General features: G+C 44.6%; 20 protein-coding genes. 14 read left to right on the top strand and 6 right to left on the bottom strand.

The window, feature by feature from the left end:
- The first annotated feature begins 33 nt into the window (after positions 1–33).
- The 12 genes from leuS (at position 34) to lipA (ending at position 12,811) form a co-directional block, all read left to right on the top strand.
- The gene (gene leuS, locus MSG38_RS20865) at positions 34–2,610 is read left to right on the top strand and encodes a leucine--tRNA ligase (protein ID WP_017068503.1); all 2,577 of its coding nucleotides are present in this window, start codon (positions 34–36) and stop codon (positions 2,608–2,610) included.
- Between the two features lie 179 nt (positions 2,611–2,789).
- The gene (lptE, locus tag MSG38_RS20860; RefSeq protein ID WP_048615267.1) at positions 2,790–3,443 is read left to right on the top strand and encodes an LPS assembly lipoprotein LptE; all 654 of its coding nucleotides are present in this window, start codon (positions 2,790–2,792) and stop codon (positions 3,441–3,443) included.
- Between the two features lie 12 nt (positions 3,444–3,455).
- Complete coding sequence (gene holA / locus MSG38_RS20855; protein WP_248402514.1) at positions 3,456–4,481, top strand: DNA polymerase III subunit delta; 1,026 nt, start codon at positions 3,456–3,458, stop codon at positions 4,479–4,481.
- Positions 4,482–4,545: 64 nt separating this feature from the next.
- Positions 4,546–4,863 carry a ribosome silencing factor gene (gene rsfS / locus MSG38_RS20850; RefSeq protein WP_004735247.1) on the top strand — a complete coding sequence of 106 codons (318 nt, stop codon included), beginning with the start codon at positions 4,546–4,548 and terminating at the stop codon, positions 4,861–4,863.
- A gap of 3 nt (positions 4,864–4,866) precedes the next feature.
- Positions 4,867–5,337 (top strand): 23S rRNA (pseudouridine(1915)-N(3))-methyltransferase RlmH, encoded by a 471-nt coding sequence (gene rlmH, locus MSG38_RS20845; protein WP_004735246.1) that lies wholly within the window; start codon positions 4,867–4,869, stop codon positions 5,335–5,337.
- A 6-nt stretch (positions 5,338–5,343) separates the two neighbouring features.
- Positions 5,344–7,236, top strand: coding sequence for a penicillin-binding protein 2 (gene mrdA, locus MSG38_RS20840; protein WP_048607956.1), 1,893 nt, complete (start codon positions 5,344–5,346; stop codon positions 7,234–7,236).
- Positions 7,236–8,357 (top strand): rod shape-determining protein RodA, encoded by a 1,122-nt coding sequence (gene rodA / locus MSG38_RS20835; RefSeq protein ID WP_048607962.1) that lies wholly within the window; start codon positions 7,236–7,238, stop codon positions 8,355–8,357. Before mrdA ends, rodA begins: the two co-directional genes overlap by 1 nt.
- A 3-nt stretch (positions 8,358–8,360) precedes the next feature.
- On the top strand, positions 8,361–9,200 hold the full coding sequence (locus MSG38_RS20830) for a septal ring lytic transglycosylase RlpA family protein (RefSeq protein WP_019820805.1): 840 nt from the start codon (positions 8,361–8,363) through the stop codon (positions 9,198–9,200).
- Positions 9,201–9,293: 93 nt separating this feature from the next.
- Positions 9,294–10,475, top strand: a complete 1,182-nt coding sequence (locus tag MSG38_RS20825) for a serine hydrolase (protein WP_174214344.1) — start codon at positions 9,294–9,296, stop codon at positions 10,473–10,475.
- Positions 10,476–10,707: 232 nt separating this feature from the next.
- Positions 10,708–10,986, top strand: a complete 279-nt coding sequence (gene ybeD, locus MSG38_RS20820; protein ID WP_026084358.1) for a DUF493 family protein YbeD — start codon at positions 10,708–10,710, stop codon at positions 10,984–10,986.
- Positions 10,987–11,181: 195 nt separating this feature from the next.
- Positions 11,182–11,841 (top strand): lipoyl(octanoyl) transferase LipB, encoded by a 660-nt coding sequence (gene lipB, locus MSG38_RS20815; RefSeq protein ID WP_004737632.1) that lies wholly within the window; start codon positions 11,182–11,184, stop codon positions 11,839–11,841.
- A gap of 4 nt (positions 11,842–11,845) precedes the next feature.
- Positions 11,846–12,811 (top strand): lipoyl synthase, encoded by a 966-nt coding sequence (lipA, locus tag MSG38_RS20810; RefSeq protein WP_017059920.1) that lies wholly within the window; start codon positions 11,846–11,848, stop codon positions 12,809–12,811.
- A gap of 181 nt (positions 12,812–12,992) precedes the next feature.
- Here lipA and MSG38_RS20805 read toward each other — a convergent pair whose 3' ends face one another.
- The 3 genes from MSG38_RS20805 to MSG38_RS20795 all read right to left on the bottom strand — a co-directional run bounded on the left by MSG38_RS20805 (position 12,993) and on the right by MSG38_RS20795 (position 15,964).
- Positions 12,993–14,354 carry a sodium-dependent transporter gene (locus MSG38_RS20805; RefSeq protein ID WP_248402513.1) on the bottom strand — a complete coding sequence of 454 codons (1,362 nt, stop codon included), beginning with the start codon at positions 14,352–14,354 and terminating at the stop codon, positions 12,993–12,995.
- A gap of 289 nt (positions 14,355–14,643) precedes the next feature.
- Positions 14,644–15,402: a YggN family protein gene (locus tag MSG38_RS20800; protein WP_017059918.1), complete on the bottom strand. Its 759-nt coding sequence runs from the start codon at positions 15,400–15,402 to the stop codon at positions 14,644–14,646.
- 88 nt (positions 15,403–15,490) lie between these two features.
- Positions 15,491–15,964, bottom strand: a complete 474-nt coding sequence (locus tag MSG38_RS20795) for a GreA/GreB family elongation factor (RefSeq protein ID WP_248402512.1) — start codon at positions 15,962–15,964, stop codon at positions 15,491–15,493.
- A 145-nt stretch (positions 15,965–16,109) separates the two neighbouring features.
- Here MSG38_RS20795 and MSG38_RS20790 point away from each other — a divergent pair, with 145 nt between their 5' ends.
- Complete coding sequence (locus MSG38_RS20790) at positions 16,110–18,044, top strand: RecQ family ATP-dependent DNA helicase (RefSeq protein ID WP_248402511.1); 1,935 nt, start codon at positions 16,110–16,112, stop codon at positions 18,042–18,044.
- A 107-nt stretch (positions 18,045–18,151) separates the two neighbouring features.
- Here the strand turns inward: MSG38_RS20790 and dinB are convergent, their stop codons facing one another.
- Positions 18,152–19,228: a DNA polymerase IV gene (gene dinB, locus MSG38_RS20785; RefSeq protein WP_248402510.1), complete on the bottom strand. Its 1,077-nt coding sequence runs from the start codon at positions 19,226–19,228 to the stop codon at positions 18,152–18,154.
- A 164-nt stretch (positions 19,229–19,392) separates the two neighbouring features.
- Here dinB and MSG38_RS20780 point away from each other — a divergent pair, with 164 nt between their 5' ends.
- The gene (locus MSG38_RS20780) at positions 19,393–20,631 is read left to right on the top strand and encodes a response regulator (protein ID WP_050644382.1); all 1,239 of its coding nucleotides are present in this window, start codon (positions 19,393–19,395) and stop codon (positions 20,629–20,631) included.
- A 135-nt stretch (positions 20,632–20,766) separates the two neighbouring features.
- Here the strand turns inward: MSG38_RS20780 and nqrM are convergent, their stop codons facing one another.
- Together nqrM and MSG38_RS20770 are read right to left on the bottom strand one after the other, a co-directional pair.
- Positions 20,767–21,021, bottom strand: coding sequence for a (Na+)-NQR maturation NqrM (gene nqrM / locus MSG38_RS20775; protein ID WP_009848378.1), 255 nt, complete (start codon positions 21,019–21,021; stop codon positions 20,767–20,769).
- A gap of 16 nt (positions 21,022–21,037) precedes the next feature.
- Positions 21,038–22,042, bottom strand: coding sequence for an FAD:protein FMN transferase (locus tag MSG38_RS20770; RefSeq protein ID WP_048607978.1), 1,005 nt, complete (start codon positions 22,040–22,042; stop codon positions 21,038–21,040).
- Positions 22,043–22,131: the final 89 nt, after the last annotated feature.

The raw sequence follows: 22,131 nt of genomic DNA, 5'->3' as shown, positions 1-22,131 counted from the left end.
ACTCACAAATTCCAAGATAACCGGATACCATCGATGCAAGAACAATATAACCCGCAAGAGATTGAACAAAAGGTTCAACAACACTGGGATAACAGCGAGACTTTCGTTGTAAGTGAAGACCCAAACAAAGAAAAATTCTACTGTCTTTCTATGTTCCCTTACCCAAGTGGCCGACTGCACATGGGTCACGTGCGTAACTACACCATCGGTGATGTGGTATCTCGTTTCCAACGTCTACAAGGCAAAAACGTAATGCAGCCAATTGGTTGGGATGCATTCGGCCTACCAGCAGAAAACGCAGCTGTTAAAAACAATACAGCACCTGCACCATGGACTTATGAAAACATTGAGTACATGAAGAACCAGCTTAAGCTTCTAGGCTTTGGTTACGACTGGAACCGTGAATTCGCAACCTGTACTCCAGAGTACTACCGTTGGGAACAAGAGTTCTTCACTAAGCTTTACGAAAAAGGCCTGGTTTACAAGAAGACTTCTTCAGTGAACTGGTGTCCAAACGACCAAACAGTACTGGCAAACGAGCAAGTAGAAGACGGTTGTTGCTGGCGTTGTGACACTCCAGTAGAGCAAAAGAAAATTCCACAGTGGTTTATTAAAATCACTGAGTACGCTCAAGAGCTACTAGACGATCTAGACAACCTTGAAGGTTGGCCTGAAATGGTTAAGACCATGCAGCGCAACTGGATTGGCCGCTCAGAAGGTGTTGAGTTATCTTTCGCTGTTAACGGCGAAGAAGCACCACTAGAAGTGTACACAACACGTCCAGATACTCTAATGGGTGTTTCTTACGTTGGTATCGCTGCAGGTCACCCTCTTGCAGAGAAAGCATCGAAGAACAACCCAGAGCTTGCTGCATTCGTTGAAGAGTGTCGTAACACTAAAGTTGCTGAAGCTGAACTCGCAACGATGGAAAAGAAAGGTATGGATACTGGCCTAACGGCTATCCACCCTCTTAACGGTCGTGTTGTTCCTGTATACGTAGCAAACTTCGTACTTATGGATTACGGCACAGGTGCGGTAATGGCGGTTCCTGCTCACGATCAACGTGACTACGAGTTCGCAACTAAGTACGGCATCGATATCATCCCAGTAATCAAACCTGAAGACGGTTCTGAACTAGACGTGTCTGAAGCGGCTTACACTGAAAAAGGTGTACTGTTTGACTCTGGTGAATTCGATGGTCTTGCGTTCCAAGAAGCATTCGATGCAATTGCTGCGAAGCTTGAAGCTGAAGGCAAAGGTAAGAAGACAGTAAACTTCCGTCTACGTGACTGGGGTGTATCTCGTCAACGTTACTGGGGCGCTCCAATCCCAATGGTAACCACTGAAGATGGTGAAGTTCACCCAGTACCAGCAGACCAACTGCCAGTCATTCTTCCTGAAGATGTAGTAATGGATGGCGTAACTAGCCCAATCAAAGCAGACAAGTCTTGGGCTGAAACAACATTCAACGGCGAACCAGCTCTACGTGAGACTGACACGTTCGATACGTTTATGGAATCTTCTTGGTACTACGCACGTTACTGTTCACCACAAGCTGACGACATCCTAGATCCAGAGAAAGCAAACTACTGGCTACCCGTTGACCAATACGTTGGTGGTATCGAACACGCTTGTATGCACCTGCTTTACTCTCGCTTCTTCCATAAGCTTCTACGTGATGCGGGTTACGTGACGTCTGACGAACCGTTCAAACAACTACTGTGTCAAGGCATGGTTCTGGCTGACGCGTTCTATCACGAAAACGAAAAAGGCACCAAAGAGTGGATTGCACCGACTGACGTAACGGTTGAACGTGACGGTAAAGGTCGCATCGAAAAAGCAGTCGACGATCAAGGCCGTGAAGTTGAACACTCAGGCATGATCAAAATGTCTAAGTCTAAGAACAACGGTATCGACCCACAAGAGATGGTAGACAAGTACGGCGCTGATACAGTACGTCTATTCATGATGTTTGCATCACCTGCAGACATGACGCTTGAGTGGCAAGAGTCTGGCGTTGAAGGTGCTAACCGCTTCCTTAAACGTGTTTGGAAATTGGTTCACGCTCACTCTTCTAAGGGTGCTGCTGAATCTGTTGATGCTTCTGCGCTATCTGGCGACCAGAAAGCACTTCGTCGTGATATCCACAAGACTATTGCGAAAGTAACGGACGATATTGGCCGCCGCCAAACGTTCAACACGGCAATCGCTGCAATCATGGAACTGATGAACAAGCTGGCGAAAGCTCCTCAAGAATCTGTACAAGATCGTGCAATCCTTGATGAAGCGCTAAAAGCGGTAGTACGCATGCTTTACCCAATGACTCCGCACATCTCTTACGAAATGTGGATTGCACTTGGTGAATCAAACGTAGACTCAGCAACATGGCCAACTTTCGATGAGAAAGCGCTAGTTGAAGACGAGAAAACTATTGTTGTTATGATCAACGGTAAGCTACGTGCGAAACTAACCGTTGCTGCTGATGCAACAGAAGAGCAAGTTCGTGAGCTTGGTCTAAACGATGAGAACGCTAAGAAATTCCTAGATGGCTTAACTATCCGTAAAGTTATCTTCGTACCAGGTAAGCTTCTAAACATCGTTGCTAACTAATTTCGTTAGCACAATGCAATTGCTAAAGAATTAACGAACTTAATTCATCAAAAGCAGTCTGTAGACAGGGTAGCTAATTGCCCTGTCTACTTATTTAAGCGCTTTAGACTCGAGCCTAACCACTCTAACGAATTAAAGCCTTTAAATAAGTATTCTACCTTCATGAGAGCCATCAAATAATGCGCCTGATTTCACTATCTTCATTGAAAGTTACTGTTGTTGTTTTAACCGTTAGCCTATTAAGTGCCTGTGGTTTCCACCTACGTGGTGATTACTCCGTACCAGAAGAACTCAACAAGATCTCCGTAACCAGTTACGACCAATACAGTACGTTTACACGTATGATGAAAGGTCAACTGCGTATGAATGATGTAGAAATTGTGCCACCGGCTGAGAATACACCAAACCTGCACATTATTAGTGAGAGCGTAGGTGAGCGAACTCTGTCTCTATACCAAAACACTCGTGCAGCAGAGAAAGAACTGACATTCCGCGCTTCATACCGCGTAACTGTCCCGGATCTAGGCTCAAAGACGTTCTCAACCAGCGTAACCCGTAGTTACCTAGATAACCCGCTAACTGCACTTGCGAAGTCGGTTGAACGAGACATGATCGAAGATGAAATGCGTAAATTGGCAACAAGCCAAATCCTTCGTCAGATGGCTCGACTAAAAGCGAACATTGCCGCTGATAGCATGGATCTAGATGCACTAGAGCACGTTCAAGTGAAAGAGCTAGAAAAGCAATACAACATCAAGAATGTTGAAATTGACGACGTTGAGACCGTACCAGCTTCAGAAGAACAACCAACACTTAGCGATTCGGCTGAGTAATAGGTTTATTTGATGCGTATTTTTGCTGACCGCTTATCAGAGCAACTTGCTAAACAGTTGAGTAATGTTTACCTAATTTTTGGTAACGAACCGCTACTGTTGCAAGAGAGCCGAGAAGCGATTCAAAAGGCTGCAAAACAACAAGGCTTTGAAGAACGTCACCGCTTTGCGATTGATAGCAGTCTCGACTGGAATCAAGTCTACGACTGCACTCAAGCACTGAGCCTATTCTCTAGCCGTCAGGTCATCGAGCTTGAACTGCCAGAGTCAGGCGTCAATGCCGCAATAGCGAAAGAGCTACTCGCAATCTCCGAGCATATCCACAGTGATATCCTGCTGATCTTGGTAGGCACTAAGCTAACCAAAGCTCAAGAAAGCGCTAAGTGGTTTAAGGCACTTTCGAATCAGGGTCACTGGGTCAGCTGCCTAACGCCAGATGTCAGCCGATTACCTCAGTTTGTCCAAGCACGCTGCCGTCAAATCGGTTTAATACCAGATCCTGAAGCGATTCAAATGCTGGCGCAATGGCATGAGGGTAATCTATTTGCTCTGACCCAAAGCCTAGAAAAACTGGCTCTCCAATACCCAGATGGAAAGCTCACGTTAGTACGCTTAGAAGAATCGCTGAGTCGACACAACCATTTTACTCCATTCCATTGGAGTGATGCGTTATTGGCAGGCAAAGGTAACCGAGCACAACGAATCCTACGTCAGCTAGAAGCCGAAGGTGTCGAACCCGTCATTTTATTGCGTAGCATACAACGTGAGCTTGCTCTGCTATTACAAATGCAGCAACAAATGAAACAGATGCCGATTGGTCAGGTTTTCGAGAAACACCGTATCTGGCAATCTAAAAAGCCTCTTTATAACGCCGCGCTAACAAGAGTTTCAATTTCTCAATTACACTCTTTGCTCGCGTTGCTCACTCAGGCTGAATTGATGACAAAAACTCAATATGAGCAGTCGCCTTGGCCACTAATTCATCAGTTAAGCGTAGAGTTTTGTATCCCTTCAGCTTCAATACCATTTCACGCATAAAAGCGTGGTATATTCTAGGGTCGACAGCCCCTAAAAAGCTAAATTCAGATTAAAGGAACACCCCGTGTTACGTGAAGAACTAAAAGATTTTCTTGCAGACAAAGCCGACGACATGAAAGCAGAATCGATTGTGACTATCGATGTAGAAGGCAAATCAAGCGTTACTGATTACATGATTGTTTGTACTGGCACCTCTAAGCGCCATGTTGCTTCTATTGCACAGCATGTTGCTGATGAAGTACGTAAAGCAGGTATGCAGCCACTAGGCATGGACGGCCAGCAAGAAGGTGAATGGGTTGTTCTAGATATGGGCACAAGCATGCTTCACGTTATGCAAGAAGAACACCGTGAACTGTACCAACTAGAAAAACTTTGGGGCTAAGCTTTGAAGATCCAGTTAATCGCAGTTGGCACAAAAATGCCAAAGTGGGTTGAAGAAGGCTTTAAAGAATATAAACGCCGCTTCCCTCATGATATGCCATTAGAGCTCATTGAAATTACTGCGGGAAAGCGCGGTAAAAATGCGGATATTGCACGCATTCTTCAAAAAGAAGGCGAAGCGATGTTGGCAGCGGTTCCGAAAGGCAACCGCATTGTCACGCTTGATATCCCAGGTAAAAAGTGGGACACCCCACAACTAGCAGAGCAATTGGAAAGTTGGAAGTTGGATGGACGCGACGTTTCTATCCTTATCGGCGGGCCTGAAGGATTAGCACCTGCATGTAAAGCGGCTGCAGACCAAAGTTGGTCTCTGTCTGCGCTTACTCTACCTCACCCATTAGTACGCGTTATCATGGCTGAAAGCTTGTATCGAGCTTGGAGCATCACTGCTAACCACCCTTATCATCGAGAATAAGCGTTAATGTTACGTAAACGTAGCCAAATCCGTGATTACAAAGCAGAAGCACGACTATTTACTAATCGTGCTTTTGTTGCGTTTGCGGGGATCATAGTCATGATATCGATGTTGGTTGTTAACCTGTACAACATTCAGGTCAATCAATATCAAGACTATAAAACCCGCTCTAACGATAACCGCATCAAGGTCGTTCCAATCGCCCCCAACCGTGGTTTGATTTACGATCGTAATGGTGTGCTTCTTGCAGAAAATCGCCCGGTTTTCAACCTAGAAATCACACCAGAAAAAATCAAAGATATGGATGACACGCTCGTCCGTCTACAAGAATTAATCGAGATCCCGCCAGAGCGTATTGAACGATTTGATCGTGATCGTCGCAATTCACGACGCTTCAAGTCAGTACCTATCCTGAATCAGCTTACCGAAGAACAAGTTGCGATCTTCTCTGTAAATCAGCATAAGTTCCCAGGTGTTGAAGTTACAGGTACGCTAAAACGTTTCTACCCTTATGGTGATGTGTTAACTCACGTGATTGGCTACGTATCGCGCATCAATGACCGTGATATGCAGCGCTTGGTTCGCGAAGAGAAAGACGCCAATTACCAAGCCACTCGTGACATCGGTAAACTTGGTATTGAGCGCTACTACGAAGACATGCTGCACGGTACCGCTGGCTATCAAGAAGTCGAAGTTAACAGCCGTGGACGAGTGATCCGTACTCTTAAGTTTGTACCTTCGGTTCCAGGTAAAGATATCGTGCTCAACTTGGATATCAAGCTACAACTATACGTACATAAGTTACTTGATGGCCGCCGCGGTTCAGCTATCGTTCTCGACCCGAAAGACAATGGCGTGTTAGCGATGGTATCTAGCCCAAGCTACGACCCAAATGCATTCGTACATGGTATTTCGTCTAAAGGTTATAACGCCCTACTTCAAGACAAAGACCGCCCTTTGGTTAACCGTGCAACGCTAGGTATTTATCCACCAGCATCGACGATCAAGCCATTCATTGCTGTTGCGGCTCTGCAAGAAGGTGTGATTACACCCAATACAACGCGTAATGACCCAGGTTATTGGAAGATCCCTAATTCAAAAACAAGACCATTCCGTGACTGGTTACGTTGGGGACACGGCGTCGTTGATATAGAGAAAGCGATTGAAGAGTCAGTGGATACTTTCTTTTACCAAATTGCTTATGATCTCGGCATTGATCGCATATCCAAATGGATGATGATGTTCGGTTTTGGTGATTATACTGGCATCGATATTTATGAAGAAAGTAAAGCCAATATGCCAACTCGTGATTGGAAGATGGCAAGACACCGTGTGCCTTGGTACCAAGGTGACACCATCCCAGTTGGTATTGGCCAAGGCTACTGGACTGCAACACCAATGCAGATTGCAAAAGCCACATCAGTTTTGGTCAATGAAGGTGAAGTAACCGCACCTCACCTACTTCGTTCAACCATTGATAACGGTCGTCCATTCGATGAACAAATCATGTCGGACATTGAAACTTACCCACCGCTAACCGGGGTTAAGAAGAAGTATTGGGATATCGCTCAGGAAGGTATGAGGCTGGCTAACCACGGTAAGAAAGGTACGGCAAGACGTTCATTCCAGAAGATGTCTTACCAAACCGCTGGTAAATCGGGTACCGCGCAGGTATTCGGCTTAAAAGAAGATGAAGAGTACAACGCGGATGAAATCGCAGAGCACTTACGCGATCACGCCCTCTTTACGGGTTACGCGCCTTTTGAAGATCCTGAAGCCGTCGTAACTATAGTTCTAGAGAACGCAGGTGGCGGTTCTTCTAACGGCGGCCCAGTAGTAAGAAGGATTTTAGACCATATTATCCTTGCAGAAGATTATCAAAGTGAGCCAATTAAATAATGAAACTTGATCCTTCAACTGGACGAAATAGAGCCCTATTCGAAAGGCTGCATATCGACCTGCCGCTATTGCTTGGCATTCTGGTTTTAATGGGCTTTGCCCTACTGATCATGTACAGCGCAAGCGGACAAAGCCTTGCGATGATGGATCGCCAGGCGATGCGTATGGCTCTGTCTTTAGGTGTGATGATCTTCCTAGCGCAAATCTCTCCTCGCACTTATGAGACCTTGGCACCATTGCTGTTTGCAGGTGGTGTCATCTTACTATTAGGCGTGTTGTTCTTTGGTGAAGCCTCTAAAGGTGCCCAGCGTTGGTTAAACTTCGGCTTTGTTCGATTCCAACCCTCAGAGCTGTTAAAGCTCGCGGTACCTTTGATGTTGGCTCGATTTATCGGTAAGCGCTCACTTCCGCCCACCTTCCAAACATTAGCGATCTCGCTAGTGATGGTGTTTGTACCGACGATTCTAATCGCAAAGCAACCCGACTTAGGTACATCTATCCTTATCGCTGCATCAGGTATCTTCGTGATATTCCTGGCAGGTATCAGTTGGAAAATCATTGCCAGTGCAGCAATCGCGCTAGGGGCATTTATCCCAATCCTATGGTTCTTCTTGATGCGTGAATATCAAAAAGTACGTGTAAGAACCCTTTTTGATCCTGAATCAGATCCATTAGGTGCGGGTTACCACATCATTCAAAGTAAGATTGCGATAGGTTCGGGTGGTATATCTGGAAAAGGTTGGCTGCAAGGTACTCAATCTCAACTAGAGTTCATCCCTGAGCGTCATACCGACTTCATTTTTGCGGTCATCGCCGAAGAATGGGGCATGATTGGTATATTGTTCTTGCTTGCTATCTACTTGTTCATTATTGGACGTGGCTTAGTGCTTGCGAGCCAAGCTCAAACCGCATTCGGTCGAATGATGGGCGGCAGTATTGTACTGAGCTTCTTCGTTTATATTTTTGTTAACATTGGCATGGTAAGTGGCATTCTACCTGTGGTTGGTGTTCCTCTTCCTCTAGTCAGTTATGGCGGTACTTCAATGGTTACCCTTATGGCTGGTTTTGGTATTTTAATGTCGATCCATACACACAGAAAAGCATTCTCAAAGGCGACCTAATCGATGTCTATTACAACGTTTCCAAAAAAAGCATCCTTGGTTGAAGAGCTGCCAATCAAAAAAATAGTCTCTATCTTAGGACTAGCGATTTTAATCAATGGTTGTTCTTCAAAGCAGCCAACAGGCCGCTACGATATTGATTCAGATATTGCACCAGACGCACCGATCTCAGTAGAGCATCTAGAGGATGCTCACCCTCAGTATGAACCTTATAGTTTAGGTGGTAACACGGATTACACTTTACGTGGCGAAGACTACAAGATCGTAAAGAAGACCGAAGGGTTTACTGAGAAAGGCAAAGCCTCTTGGTACGGTAAGAAATTTCATGGCCACTTAACGTCGAACGGCGAGATCTACGACATGTATTCGATGTCTGCGGCGCACAAAACATTGCCAATTCCAAGCTATGTAAAAGTGACGAATACCGACAATAACAAAACGACGATTGTGCGTATCAATGACCGCGGCCCATTCCATGAAGGCCGAATCATTGACCTTAGTTATGCGGCAGCTTACAAGCTCGATGTGTTGAGAACCGGCACAGCAAATGTTGAGATTGAAGTCATTACTGTAGCTATGCCAACCGATGCAAATAAAAAGGCAGCTTTACCGCAATTTATTATTCAAGTCGCGACATCTCCACATGAAGATAGAACCGAGAAGTTAGCGAAAGATCTAGCCGAAAAGCTAGAAGTAGCAACGTTCTTGCAGCCAAATGATGACAACTACCGTCTGATGATTGGGCCATTTCATGACTATGCTCTGACTCAAGAGAAATTAGAACAAGTTAAGCTAATGGGTTACCCGTCAGCTTATATAAAAAAACACACCCTAACTCGCTAATTAATCTAACAGTTACTTCTGGTAATCAGCGCTCTGGTGTGACAGAGTGATTCTGTTAATATATGAATAGTTCACCAAATAATTGCATTCAAAATGATTAAATCTAATAAACTTGTTAAATCGATTTTTGCTACTTCTGTTGCTCTTTCTGCAACGATAGCTACATCGTCATTCGCCGCTCCTATTGTTGTTCCTGATGCACCTCAAATCGCCGCTAAAGGTTTTGTTCTGATGGATTATCATTCAGGCAAAGTGCTAGCAGAGAAAGAGATGAACTCTCAACTTTCTCCAGCAAGTTTAACCAAGATGATGACGAGCTACGTGATCGGCCAAGAGCTAGAACGTGGCAACATCAATCTAAACGACGATGTTGTAATCAGTGAAAATGCTTGGGCGAAAAACTTCCCAGATTCATCAAAAATGTTCATTGAAGTGGGCACAACGGTTAAAGTTGAAGAACTGAACCGTGGCATCATCATTCAATCAGGCAACGATGCCACTGTTGCAATGGCTGAGCATATTGCTGGTTCTGAAGATGCATTCGTTGACCTAATGAACGCATGGGCAAGCTCTATCGGCATGAAAGACACGCACTTTGCTAACGTGCACGGTCTAGACAACCCGAACCTATACTCAACGCCTTACGATATGGCGCTACTTGGTCAGGCGCTGATTCGCGACGTGCCAGACGAGTACCGTATCTACTCAGAGAAGAAATTCACATACAACGGCATCACCCAATACAACCGTAATGGTCTGTTATGGGATAAGAGCATGAACGTTGATGGCATCAAAACAGGCCACACAAGCAATGCAGGTTACAGCCTAGTAAGCTCAGCGACAGAAGGCAAAATGCGCCTAGTTGCCGTAGTAATGGGCACCAAGAATGCGAATGCTCGTAAAACAGAAAGCAAAAAACTGCTTAGCTACGGCTTCCGCTTCTTTGAAACAGTGGCACCACACACAGCCGGTGAAACCTTCGTAGAAGAGAAGATCTGGATGGGTAGCAAGGATACAGTTGCACTAGGTGTCGACGAAGATACTTTCGTAACGCTACCTCGTGGCCAAGCTAAGAACCTAAAAGCAAGCTTCGTACTTGAGAAAGAGCTAGAGGCTCCGATCAGTAAAGGCGATGTAGTTGGTAAACTATTCTACCAAGTAGACGGTGAAGACGTTGCTGAATACCCACTACTAGCACTTGAAGATGTAGACCAAGGCAGCCTATTCAGCCGTCTATGGGACTACCTAGTACTGCTATTCAAGGGTTTATTCTAAACAAGCCAGAGGTTTGTTTTAGGTAAAACCTAAGCTTGTTGTATAGCTAACCTAATGAGTAAGTTCATGATTTACTCATTAGCGAACCAAAAGCCGCCATGTGCGGCTTTTGTTGATCTTGAGTTCGGTGATATTTACACGTAATATTCCGCCTTATTACTCGTGTCTGTTGACCGAACACGCTTTTTATCGACATTTCGCCAATTTGCGAGAGTCTAGCCTTTTGGAGCTAATCATGAACATCAATTCTGATGCAAAACTAAAAGACCTCTTAGAGTTCCCTTGTTCATTCACTTACAAAGTAATGGGCCACGCTAAGCCAGAACTGACTGAGCTAGTACTAGAAGTGATCCAGCGTCATGCTCCTGGTGACTACAGCCCAACGCTAAAACCGAGTGCGAAAGGTAACTACCACTCTGTTTCTATCAATATTACTGCGACTTCAATTGAACAAGTAGAAACTCTTTATAAAGAACTGGGCGAGATCGAAATCGTTCGTATGGTTCTGTAATCTCCGATTACACATGAAAAACAGCGGCTTATTGCCGCTTTTTTTGTTTAAAGCACCTTATCTAGCTCAAATTCATTCAACTTAATTTTCAATAAATACAAAGAAAGTTGAAAAACCTTGCAGTCCGTCTGTAGTTAGAATCATGTTTCGCGTTTATAATGCGTTCACTTTATTAATCCTTGAGGGAGTGCAGCTTTGCAAAATAAGCTAATCGTAAAAAAATTAGGCCGTCAGGATTACGAACCTGTATGGAAAGCCATGCATAAGTTCACAGACGAACGCACGGAAGAAGACGTAGACCAAGTTTGGTTGGTTGAACACAACCCTGTCTTCACTCAAGGACAAGCAGGCAAAGCTGAGCATGTATTAAATGCCGGTGATATCCCTGTGATACAAAGCGATCGCGGTGGCCAAGTGACTTACCACGGCCCAGGCCAATTAGTCGCTTACTTTCTGATTAACATCCGCCGCAAGAAATTCGGAGTGCGTGATTTGGTTACTCATATCGAGAACCTCGTAATCAATACTCTGAAAGCTTACAATATAGATTCAGCTGCCCGACCTGACGCTCCTGGTGTTTATGTCGATGGCAAGAAAATCTGTTCACTCGGATTACGTATTCGACGTGGCTGCTCGTTCCACGGGCTAGCACTCAACGTCGATATGGACCTGTCTCCATTCCTACGTATTAACCCATGTGGTTACCAAGGTATGGAAATGGCGCAGGTAAGCCAACTCGGCGGACCAAGTGAACTAGAAAACGTTGAGCAACAGTTAATACAAGAGCTCGTAGAGCTACTCGGCTATGACCAAGTAGACATTCAAGCCACCAGTAACATTACAGCAGAAGCATAAAATCATGAGTAAACCAATCCAAATGGAAAAAGGCGTTAAATATCGTGACGCTGACAAAATGGCATTAATTCCCGTAAAGAATATGCCTGCTGAACAGAAAGAAGTTCTACGTAAGCCTGAATGGATGAAGATTAAACTTCCTTCAGACAGCCATCGTATTCAAGAAATCAAATCAGCAATGCGTAAAAACAACCTGCACTCAGTTTGTGAAGAAGCGTCTTGCCCTAACCTAGCCGAGTGTTTCAACCACGGTACGGCAACGTTTATGATTCTTGGCGCTATCTGTACTCGTCGCTGCCCGTTCTGTGATGTTGCCCATGGTCGCCCTGTTGCTCCTGAAGCTGAAGAGCCGAAGAAACTGGCTAAGACGATTAAAGACATGAAACTGAAGTACGTTGTAATCACTTCAGTTGACCGTGATGACTTGCGTGACGGCGGTGCTCAGCACTTTGCTGACTGTAACCGTGAGATTCGCGAACTAAACCCAAATATTCGTATCGAAACTCTGGTTCCAGACTTCCGCGGTCGTATGGACGTTGCACTTGATCTAATGAAAGACAACCCGCCAGATGTTTTCAACCACAACCTAGAGACAGCGCCACGTCTATACCGTAAAGCGCGTCCAGGTGCGAACTACAAGTGGTCTCTTGATCTACTGAAGAAATTCAAAGAGCAGCACCCTGATATCCCAACAAAATCAGGTGTGATGATGGGTCTTGGTGAGACAAAAGAAGAGATCGTTCAAGTACTGAAAGACCTTCGTGAACATGGTGTGACGATGCTGACACTAGGCCAATACCTAGCACCAAGCCGTCACCACTTACCAGTAGAACGCTACGTGCCGCCTTCTGAGTTCGACGAGCTGAAAGAGATTGCTCTAGAGCTAGGCTTCACTCACGCAGCGTGTGGCCCGTTTGTACGTTCTTCTTACCATGCAGACTTGCAAGCTCAAGGTATGGAAATCAAGTAATCACGATTGCTGAACGAACACTACAAAGGCGCTGAATATTATGTTCAGCGCCTTTTTTCTATCTTGTTCGTGCTGCTATAGCTTTATATTAAAACAACAAAGCCACTCTTATGAGTGGCCTTGTGCTTAATATTTCAAGTTCTGAGGAGGTAATTTCAAAAAGCCCTGAAAGGGTTCTGCATTAACCGAAAGAAGCCCAGATAACCGTTGCTACCAAGATTGGGCACACAAACTTCACATACATTGGCCAAACCTTACCAAACCAACCCAATTGGAAATCCGGACAACCTTGTTCAAGCTCTTTCACTTTTGAAGCTCGGCTCCACACCCAACCACCAAACACACAGAACATCAGTGCTGCGACTGGTTGAAGATACTGAGTTGCAATCATCGCTACCATGCCAAACATCGCAGCAAAGTTGTAAACAATCACCACACTAAACAGCGCGATAGCACCACCAATCACCCAGCTTGTTGGCGTTCGTCTAGTATTGAAACGCTCACTCACTAGCGCTACAGGGCCTTCAAGCATCGAAATCGACGAAGTCAGTGCAGCAATCGTTAGTAGTAAGAAGAACACAATCGCAAAGATCTGACCAAGCACACCTAAACTATCAAACATCAACGGTAGAACCGTGAATACGAGCGTGTCAGAACTTAATAGTGAGCCATCTTCCGCATAGATTTGTACGCCCTTTTGCATCGCAACAAACATTGCAGGCATCACCACTAGGCCAGCAATAAAAGCGACAGCAGTATCCACCAAAGTTACGTTCATCGCCATTTTGGGCAGGTTCTCTTTCTTGCTTAAGTAAGAGCCATAAACCAACATCGAGCAACCGCCAATAGTGAGTGAGAAGAACCCCTGTCCCATTGCCGCCAGAATCAGTTTTCTGTCCCACACTTTCTCAAAGTCCGGAACTAGGTAATGTTTTAGGCCTTCCATCGCGCCAGATTGCGTCATGATGTAAACAAACAATAAGCCAAATAAAACAAACAGCGCAGGCATCAAACGAGTCGACCACTTCTCAATGCCTTGCTTAACACCGCCCTGCACAATCAAGATAGTCAGTACATAGAACGAGACGGTACCAAATACGTTGCGCTCAACACTGAAGCCTTTAAACCAATCAGCAATCGCTTCTAGGCCGATAAGATCCGCGACCGCACCAATGAGAAAGCAGATCAACCAACCACCAACAATACTGTAAAATGCCAACACAGCGCTTGGTACACTCAGTCCAATCCAGCCGACAAACTCACCGACTTTCTTACCCAAAGGATTTGTCGTCAAAGATCGCATGCTATCAACTGGGTTTGCTTGGCCGTGACGGCCGATAGCCATCTCTACCACCAGCATAGGGAAAGCAACCACGAAGATCATGATCAAATAGACCAAAAGGAAAGCGCCACCACCATTGCTGGCAACTTGAGTCGGGAAACCCCAAATATTACCCAAGCCAACCGCTGCACCAGCCGCTGCTAAAATAAAGCCTAAACGAGAGCTAAAGTGCTCTCTTGAAGAGGAAGATTGTTGGTCCATATCGCCCGCATTAAAAATCAGTGAACTAGTTGAGAAGTACAGTAATAAAAAGCAATGATAGGCACAACCAATAAATGAACAATTCTCTGATTTTTACAATCAATGCGCTATTTGGAACCACAAAATTAACAAAAAACCAGTCTTATCGTTCAATTATAAGCAACAAAGCAAAGCAGTAGGCTTAAGAAGGAAATGGATTGAATTGAGATAAATACTCGCCGTATGGCTCCATTTATACAAACAAAAAGAGCACCAACCGGTGCTCTTGCTATTCATCACTAGACTCGAATTAAATTGTGAATACTTGATAGTCTTTTAGGTTCGGAATGATTTCATGCAACTCTTGTTCTTGTTCTGCCATCTCATCAAGTGAATCACAGAACTCATTCGCTTCTTCTTGTACTTGTTGAGAGTGTTCTTTCATTCGCTCTTCAACTTTCAGCTTTAATTCAGCCATGCTGTCAGCCAATTCAGTCAGGTTTAGGCCACCATCTTGTTTCATTTTTTCTGACATCGCATTAAAAGCGCTAGAGATAAATTCTTGGTTAAAGATTTCTTTCGCCTTCTCGAAATCTTCAGACCAGCCATTAGCCATTGAATCAAAGCTTTCTGCTGGTAACACTAACTCGCCATCTTTGTAGTAACGCGCTTCCAGTTCTGCAAAGTAGGTTTTCATTGATTCTTTTACATTATCAAATGACTCAGGTGAATCCAGGCTAGCCGCTATATCATCAATCACGTCATTGGCTAGCGCTAAGCTATCGTTGGCCATTTGTTTCGCTCGAGGTAAGTACTCACTCATGTTTTCGCGGTATTTCTCAATCGCTGCTTGTTGGTCGGCATCAAGCTCAACCTTCTCACCATGAATATAGAGGTCGTTGTTATCATCAAAAACGGCCGTATCACCATTCACTTGATGGATTTCGACTTTTTGATCATCGATTCTTAGTTCATTCTTCAAATCAACTCGACACTGAGCAGCAAACGTTGGCAGGCTCACAACAGCGATAACCGCTGTTAGTGATGCAATTAATACATTGTTTTTCATAACATCCTCTCATCAATCTGACAGATTACTATACCCTTGGATTATGCTTCTTTGTCAGAGAAACGTTTTATATCTATTAGTCAGTTAGTTAATCGATAGAGATAACTTCGTAGCAAAACTGTTTATCAGCGACCTTAAATTCAATCTCATCGCCAACTTCTTTACCCATTAGAGCCTGACCGAAAGGTGCATTCGCCGTCACAATAGCTACCTCATTCTCATTCCACGTGACAGAAAGTCCGCCGACTCTCGGCCCCAAAAAGAAGTGTTTATATTGATCATGCTCGTCAATGACCACAACGTAGCTGCTCACTGCAATCTTCTCACTATCACGCAGCACTAAGTTGCGATAACACTGAATGTCGTCCTCACACTCTTGTACCCTCACCGCTTGGCCATGGGCGAGATACGAAGCTTCTAGTGCCAATGTATCGTACTTATGCTCAGGCACTGTCTCTTCATCTGTCGCAGCGTCAATCGCGCGTTGAGTAGCAGATTGTGCGATACGTAATCGGGATTCGAGTTGCTCTATGATTATTTGGCGAAGCTCAGACTTATTCATACTATTGGGGTGCTTTTCTATAGGAGCTACAGGATAGAATTAGGTACAATCAGGTGCAAGACATTTGATTCATCAAGCGACGCTATCATGAATAGGCGCCCGCTTTAGCATCAATACGACACTTAATAACTCAGGTAGAACATAAATGATTGAGCAGAAGCTAAAACAAGTATTCGGATTCGACTCACTGCGTAATGGGCAAAAGCAAGTCATTGATAACGTTCTATCTGGTCACTCGACTGCCGCGATATTCCCGACAGGCTCAGGTAAATCGCTGTGCTATCAATTACCCGCATTAGAGTTACCGCACTTAACCTTGGTGATATCGCCGCTATTAGCCTTGATGAAAGACCAACTCGCTTTCCTGCACAGTAAAGGCATTAGTGCAGCTGCAATCGAATCAAGCCAAGACAGACAAACCACACAACAGGTTATGCAGTCGGTACGTAACGGAGACACCAAGATCCTCATGATCTCCGTTGAGCGCTTGAAGAACGAACGCTTTCGTCAGTTTATCTCCCAAGTGCCGATCTCGTTACTGGTGGTAGATGAAGCGCACTGTATTTCAGAATGGGGACACAACTTCAGACCCGATTACCTGAAGCTTCCTCAATACCAAAAGCAGCTCAATATTCCTCAGGTTCTACTACTGACAGCCACCGCGACCACTTCAGTTATCCAAGACATGAAGTCAAAGTTTGAAATTGATGAAGAGCGCGTTGTGGTTACGGGTTTCTATCGTCAAAACCTCGACCTGTCGATTCAACCTTGTGAACAAACCAGCAAGCTAGAAACATTGTGCAATGTGGTTAACCAAGCTTCTCTCGCTCCTACTATTGTTTATGTCACCCTTCAACAAACAGCAGAGATGGTGGCTCAGCAGCTTCGCAATGCTGGCGTTAATGCGGTGGCTTACCATGCCGGTCTTAAGCCTGAAAATAGAGATGCTATTCAACACCAATTCATGAATGATGACGTGAGCTGTATCGTCGCAACTATCGCGTTTGGTATGGGTGTGGATAAGTCCAACATTCGCCGAGTGATTCACTTTGACTTGCCGAAATCGATCGAAAACTACTCGCAAGAGATCGGCAGAGCTGGCCGAGACGGGCAAGCGTCTGAATGTATTTTACTGGCTAACAAACATGGTTTGAGCACACTCGAGAACTTCGTTTTTGGTGATACGCCAGACAACATATCGATCCAAGCGGTATTAAAAGAGATCTACGAAAATCAAAACATTGGCGCTTCTGGCTCGAATCAATGGGAGATCATGCTTAACCAACTATCACGTGAATCCAACATTCGTCAGTTACCGCTAAAAACACTGCTGGTGTATCTCGAAATTGAAGGCGTGATCGAGCCTAAGTACAGCTACTTCGCAGACTACAAATTTAAGTTCATTCGTCTAAAACAACAAATCACCGAACAGTTCCAAAGTGAACGCCGTCAATTTGTCGAAGCGATCTTCCAATGTTCACCTCAAGCAAGAGTGTGGTGCCAAGTCGACTTCGATGCGCTTTGGACTCACTTCCAAGCCGATCGCCAGCGTGTGATTGCGGCTATCGACTACTTCAATGAACAAGGTTGGATTGAACTAGAAAGCAAGCAGATCACCGATGTCTACGCGATCCACAATACTTCTGAAGATATGATGCAACTGTCAGAGCGTCTAACTGAGTTGTTTAAAGCAAAAGAAAACAGTGAGATAAACCGTCTTAACCAGATGCTGAACTTCTTTGAGGCGGATACTTGCCTAAGCTCACGCCTTGCGAGTTATTTTGCCGATGATAAGGCACCAACAAACTGCGGTCATTGCTCAGTATGTAGAGGAGAAGTGGCAATCTTACCAACCGTTGATGTTGAACCTATCGATGATGAGACGGTGATGACATGGATACATGAGTTTATTTCGGCTAGCCAACAACTGATTACCGACGAGGCAATTACTCGCTTCTTATGTGGAATCGCCACCCCGCTGTCAACAAAACTCAAAGCCAGTAAAATGGTCGGTTACGGTAAGCTAGAGCAGCAACCATTCAGTGATACTTTAGCGCGAGTTAAGCAACTTCCTAGGTAAGCCAACTTCTATACTTGGGTAAACTGGCTAGGCTGTAAAGTCTAGTCGGTATTCAAACACCAACACTTCCAGTAACACCTCTGAGCCTCAATTCTCAGCGCCTTTCCCTAAAAGAAACTCAGCTGACGCATTTGGTCTTTAGGTTGCAGCATTACGCTTAAACCAAGCAGGCGTATTTCTCGTCCCTGTTGTCTTTTCAGTATTTCACTTAGCAGTTCTTTGAAGTGTTCACGATCGAGAGAGACGTGGATGTGTTCAATCGTGGTTTGTTGAAAGTCGGCGAACTTGAGCTTAATGCCCTGCTTGATGATTGCTTTGCTTGGGCTGGCTTTTTCTAAGCGAGTTTCGAGTTCAGGAAATAGCTTGTCTTCGATTACCTGCCAACATTCAGCGTAGGTTGAAATATTTTGGGTGAAGGTGCGCTCTACGCCTACTGATTTTCGCTCACGTTCGATGATAACTTCTCGATCATCAATACCATGACTGCGCTTCCAGAGTGATGCGCCTTGACGGCCAAACTTGAGTAGGAGGTCTCGATAGTCAGACTCCTTAATATCCTTACAAGTAAAGAAACCTGCTTGATGCAACTTTTCAATACTCACCTTGCCGACACCGGGGATCTTTTCAAGCGGCAGCTCATCAATCACTGATTGCACGTCTTGTGGAGGGATAACAAACTGACCATTGGGCTTATTCAGATCCGAGGCCACTTTCGCCAAGAATTTAATCGGCGCAATTCCTGCAGACGCGGTCAGGTTAAGCTCATTCCAGATATCACGGCGAATCGACTCGGCAATGAGTGTTGCTGAACCGTGACACTGCTTAGAATCGGTAACATCTAGGAAAGCTTCATCCAAAGAAAGAGGTTCAATGATTGATGTGTATCGAGAGAAGATTTCACGAATCTTTTTAGATATCTCGACATAGACCGACATTCTTCCCGGCACAACCAATAGATTTGGACAAAGCTGCAGGGCTTTTCCGGTCGGCATTGCAGAGCGAACACCAAACTTGCGGGCTTCGTAATTACAGGTACTCAAAACACCGCGTTGCTTTTCATGCCCACCAACAGCTAACGGGCGATTTCGGTAAGCAGGGTTATCACGCATTTCTACAGCCGCGTAAAAACAATCCATATCAACATGAATTATTTTTCTTACTTTCTCTTCACCCGCACTACACATCTAGGAATGACTCGACCTTACAACTGTATCTATAAACAGTATAATCCAATTATTATCAGATTTAAAACGATCTCGAGTCCAGCTAAAGAGGTTTCGCTTCAATAGCCATGAGCTCTTCTGATACTATTGTTAACGAGTATTTAGTCTATAAGTAGGGATCGCTTGTGAGTGAAAAAATACTAGTGGTGGAAGATAGCCGAGCATTTCGCAACTACCTGTACCAACAGCTGAAAAATAGCGGTTATGAGGTAGCAGTTGCTGAATCGATTGCGGAAGCAAAAAACATATTGGAACAAGAGACGGATTTCTTGTGTGCCGTATTGGATTACTGCTTACCTGACGGGCAAGACGGTGAGATCATTGACCTCGTCTTAGGCTACCAACAGAAAATAATTGTTCTGACCGGGATGTTCGACAATCAACTGCGAGAGCAAGTCCTAGCCAAAGGCGTTATTGATTACATACTTAAAGATAGTATGTCATCAGTAAGCTACCTACTCCCTCTGGTTCAAAGAATTTCGAATAATCGCCACCATAAAGCATTGGTTGTCGATGATTCAGCGGTCGTTCGCCGTTACATAGCTCAACTTCTAGAACATCAATATATACAAACTATTCAAGCTGAAGACGGCGAACAAGCATTAAAGCTTCTTCATAACGATCCCGATATTACGTTCGTTGTTACAGACCATGATATGCCGAAGAAAGACGGTATAGCGATGATCCGTGAGATTCGACGCGATCACGACCGAAACCAGTTGGCTATTCTAGGGTTATCGGGCAGTGATGATCGCACAATGACAGCTCGATTCCTTAAAGCGGGTGCCAACGATTTCCTTTACAAGCCTTTTAACCAAGAAGAATTTTTCTGCCGTATCCATCAACTGCTTGATATGAAAGAAGCGGCCAACGAGCTATTTCGACATGCTAACGAGGATGCTCTTACTGGCTTATGGAATCGTCGCTACCTATTCAATCATCCTTGTAAGGGCTGCGATCAACGAAACATCGCGATGATGGATATCGACTTCTTTAAGAAAGTGAATGATACCTTTGGCCACGATGGTGGTGATGCCGTGCTGATCGATGTAGGGAAAATCATCAAAGATCATTTCAAAGACGATGTCGCTGTGCGCTTCGGCGGCGAAGAGTTTTGTATTCAGTCGTGCGGCGCGTTTGAGAGCTTCGTTGACAACTTAGAGTCCATGAGAGAAGCCATTGAAAGCCATGTAGTTGAGCATGACTCTCAAAAAATCAAGGTCAGTATCAGTATCGGCGTAACCGATTTAGACGCGAAGCTAGATGAGCAGATCAAAGCAGCTGATGAGCTTCTTTATACGGCAAAAGAGCAAGGTAGAAACCAACTAGTGTTTGCGCGTAACAGCATGCAAATCGAACAATAGTCATTCGCTTCTCTTTCCATTTTTGGTATACCAAGATTAATTGCTAGACCTTAAAACCAAAAAAGCTCAAGACGGTAATCTTGAGCTTTTCAATTTGAGGGCATAGATAACTCTAACCCTTATGAATGTCACCAATTAAGCGATACGGTCTTTACTCCAAGCCGCTTCTTTTTGTTGACGCTCAGCCAGCTTCTCTTCACGGTAAGCTTCACGTGCTTCACGCTTCTTACGCGCGTCACAAGGCTCAGGGCAGTTACATACTTTATCAATACCAACAGCACCCAAACCGCCACAGCTACCTTTCACAACTTTCTTTTGGATAATGTAGCCAATTGACATCGCTGCGATTACTGCAAGAAAAACACCAAATGTAATCAGAAATGTATTCATAATTATCTCGCTTACCTTATTTACCTAAGTATGGCTTAAATGCTTCAGAAGCAATTTCTTTAAAGCCATCTGCTGTTTTTACCACCATGAACACTGGGATGTTATGTTGGTTTGCGACTTCCATTCCTTTTTCCTCACCTAAGACCATAAGGCCAGTAGATAAGCCGTCTGCAGTCATTGAAGACGGGTTTAAAACAGTCACAGAAACCACTTTATGATGAAGAGGCTTTCCTGTTTCTGGGTTGATGATGTGTGAGTAACGAACACCATCACGCTCAAAATAGTTGCGGTAGTCACCAGACGTTGCGATCGCCATATCACCTGGTTCGATGATCTCTTGAATGTTGCGTTCGTCAATACTTGGCTTTTCGATGGCAATACGCCAGCCTACACTTTCGCGGTTAAGGCCTTTTAAACGGATTTCACCGCCGACTTCTACCATGTAGTTGTGAATACCAATGGAATCAAGGTAATCAGCAACAACATCAACGCCCCAACCTTTTGCAATAGTTGACAGGTCGACGTACAAATTAGGCAAGTCTTTAGTTAGCTTGTTGCCTTCAACGCTCAAGTGATGGATACCAACTTTAGCTTTACGAGCAGCAAGCTCTTCATCTGATGGAACCACTTCCGGGCGAGCTTCAGGACCAAACCCCCAAAGATTAACTAATGGACCAACCGTAACGTCCAACGCTCCTTCAGTAAGACCGTTCAAACGAATGGCTTCTTTCACAACAATAGCGGTTTGTTCAGAGACTTCGAATGCGTCTGCACCTTTGTGTTGGTTGAAACGGCTCAGCTCTGAATCTTCACGGTAAGTCGACATTTGATCATTCACTTCTTCAAGTAGACGATCGATCTCAGTATGAACTTCATTAGACTCAGGAAATTCATCACCATTGATGTATTTAATGTTGTAACTGGTACCCATTGTTGGGCCACTTAAATGCACTTGCTCTCTTGCCTGCTCACAGCCCGCAAGAAAAATCAAAGAAGTTAATGCAACAAGCCAAATTCTCACTTGCTTACTCCTGTCTAATGTTAAGGATTTATATAAGGAAAAATAAGAGTAAAAAATAGGTATTTTGAATGCCTTACTCTTTCTTATAT

The sequence above is a fragment of the Vibrio sp. 1CM24A genome (assembly GCF_023161725.1).
GTDB classification, from domain to species: Bacteria; Pseudomonadota; Gammaproteobacteria; order Enterobacterales; family Vibrionaceae; genus Vibrio; species Vibrio coralliirubri.
The sequence above is the reverse complement of the archived record's forward strand: the minus strand, read 5'-3'. Positions and strand labels throughout refer to the sequence as shown.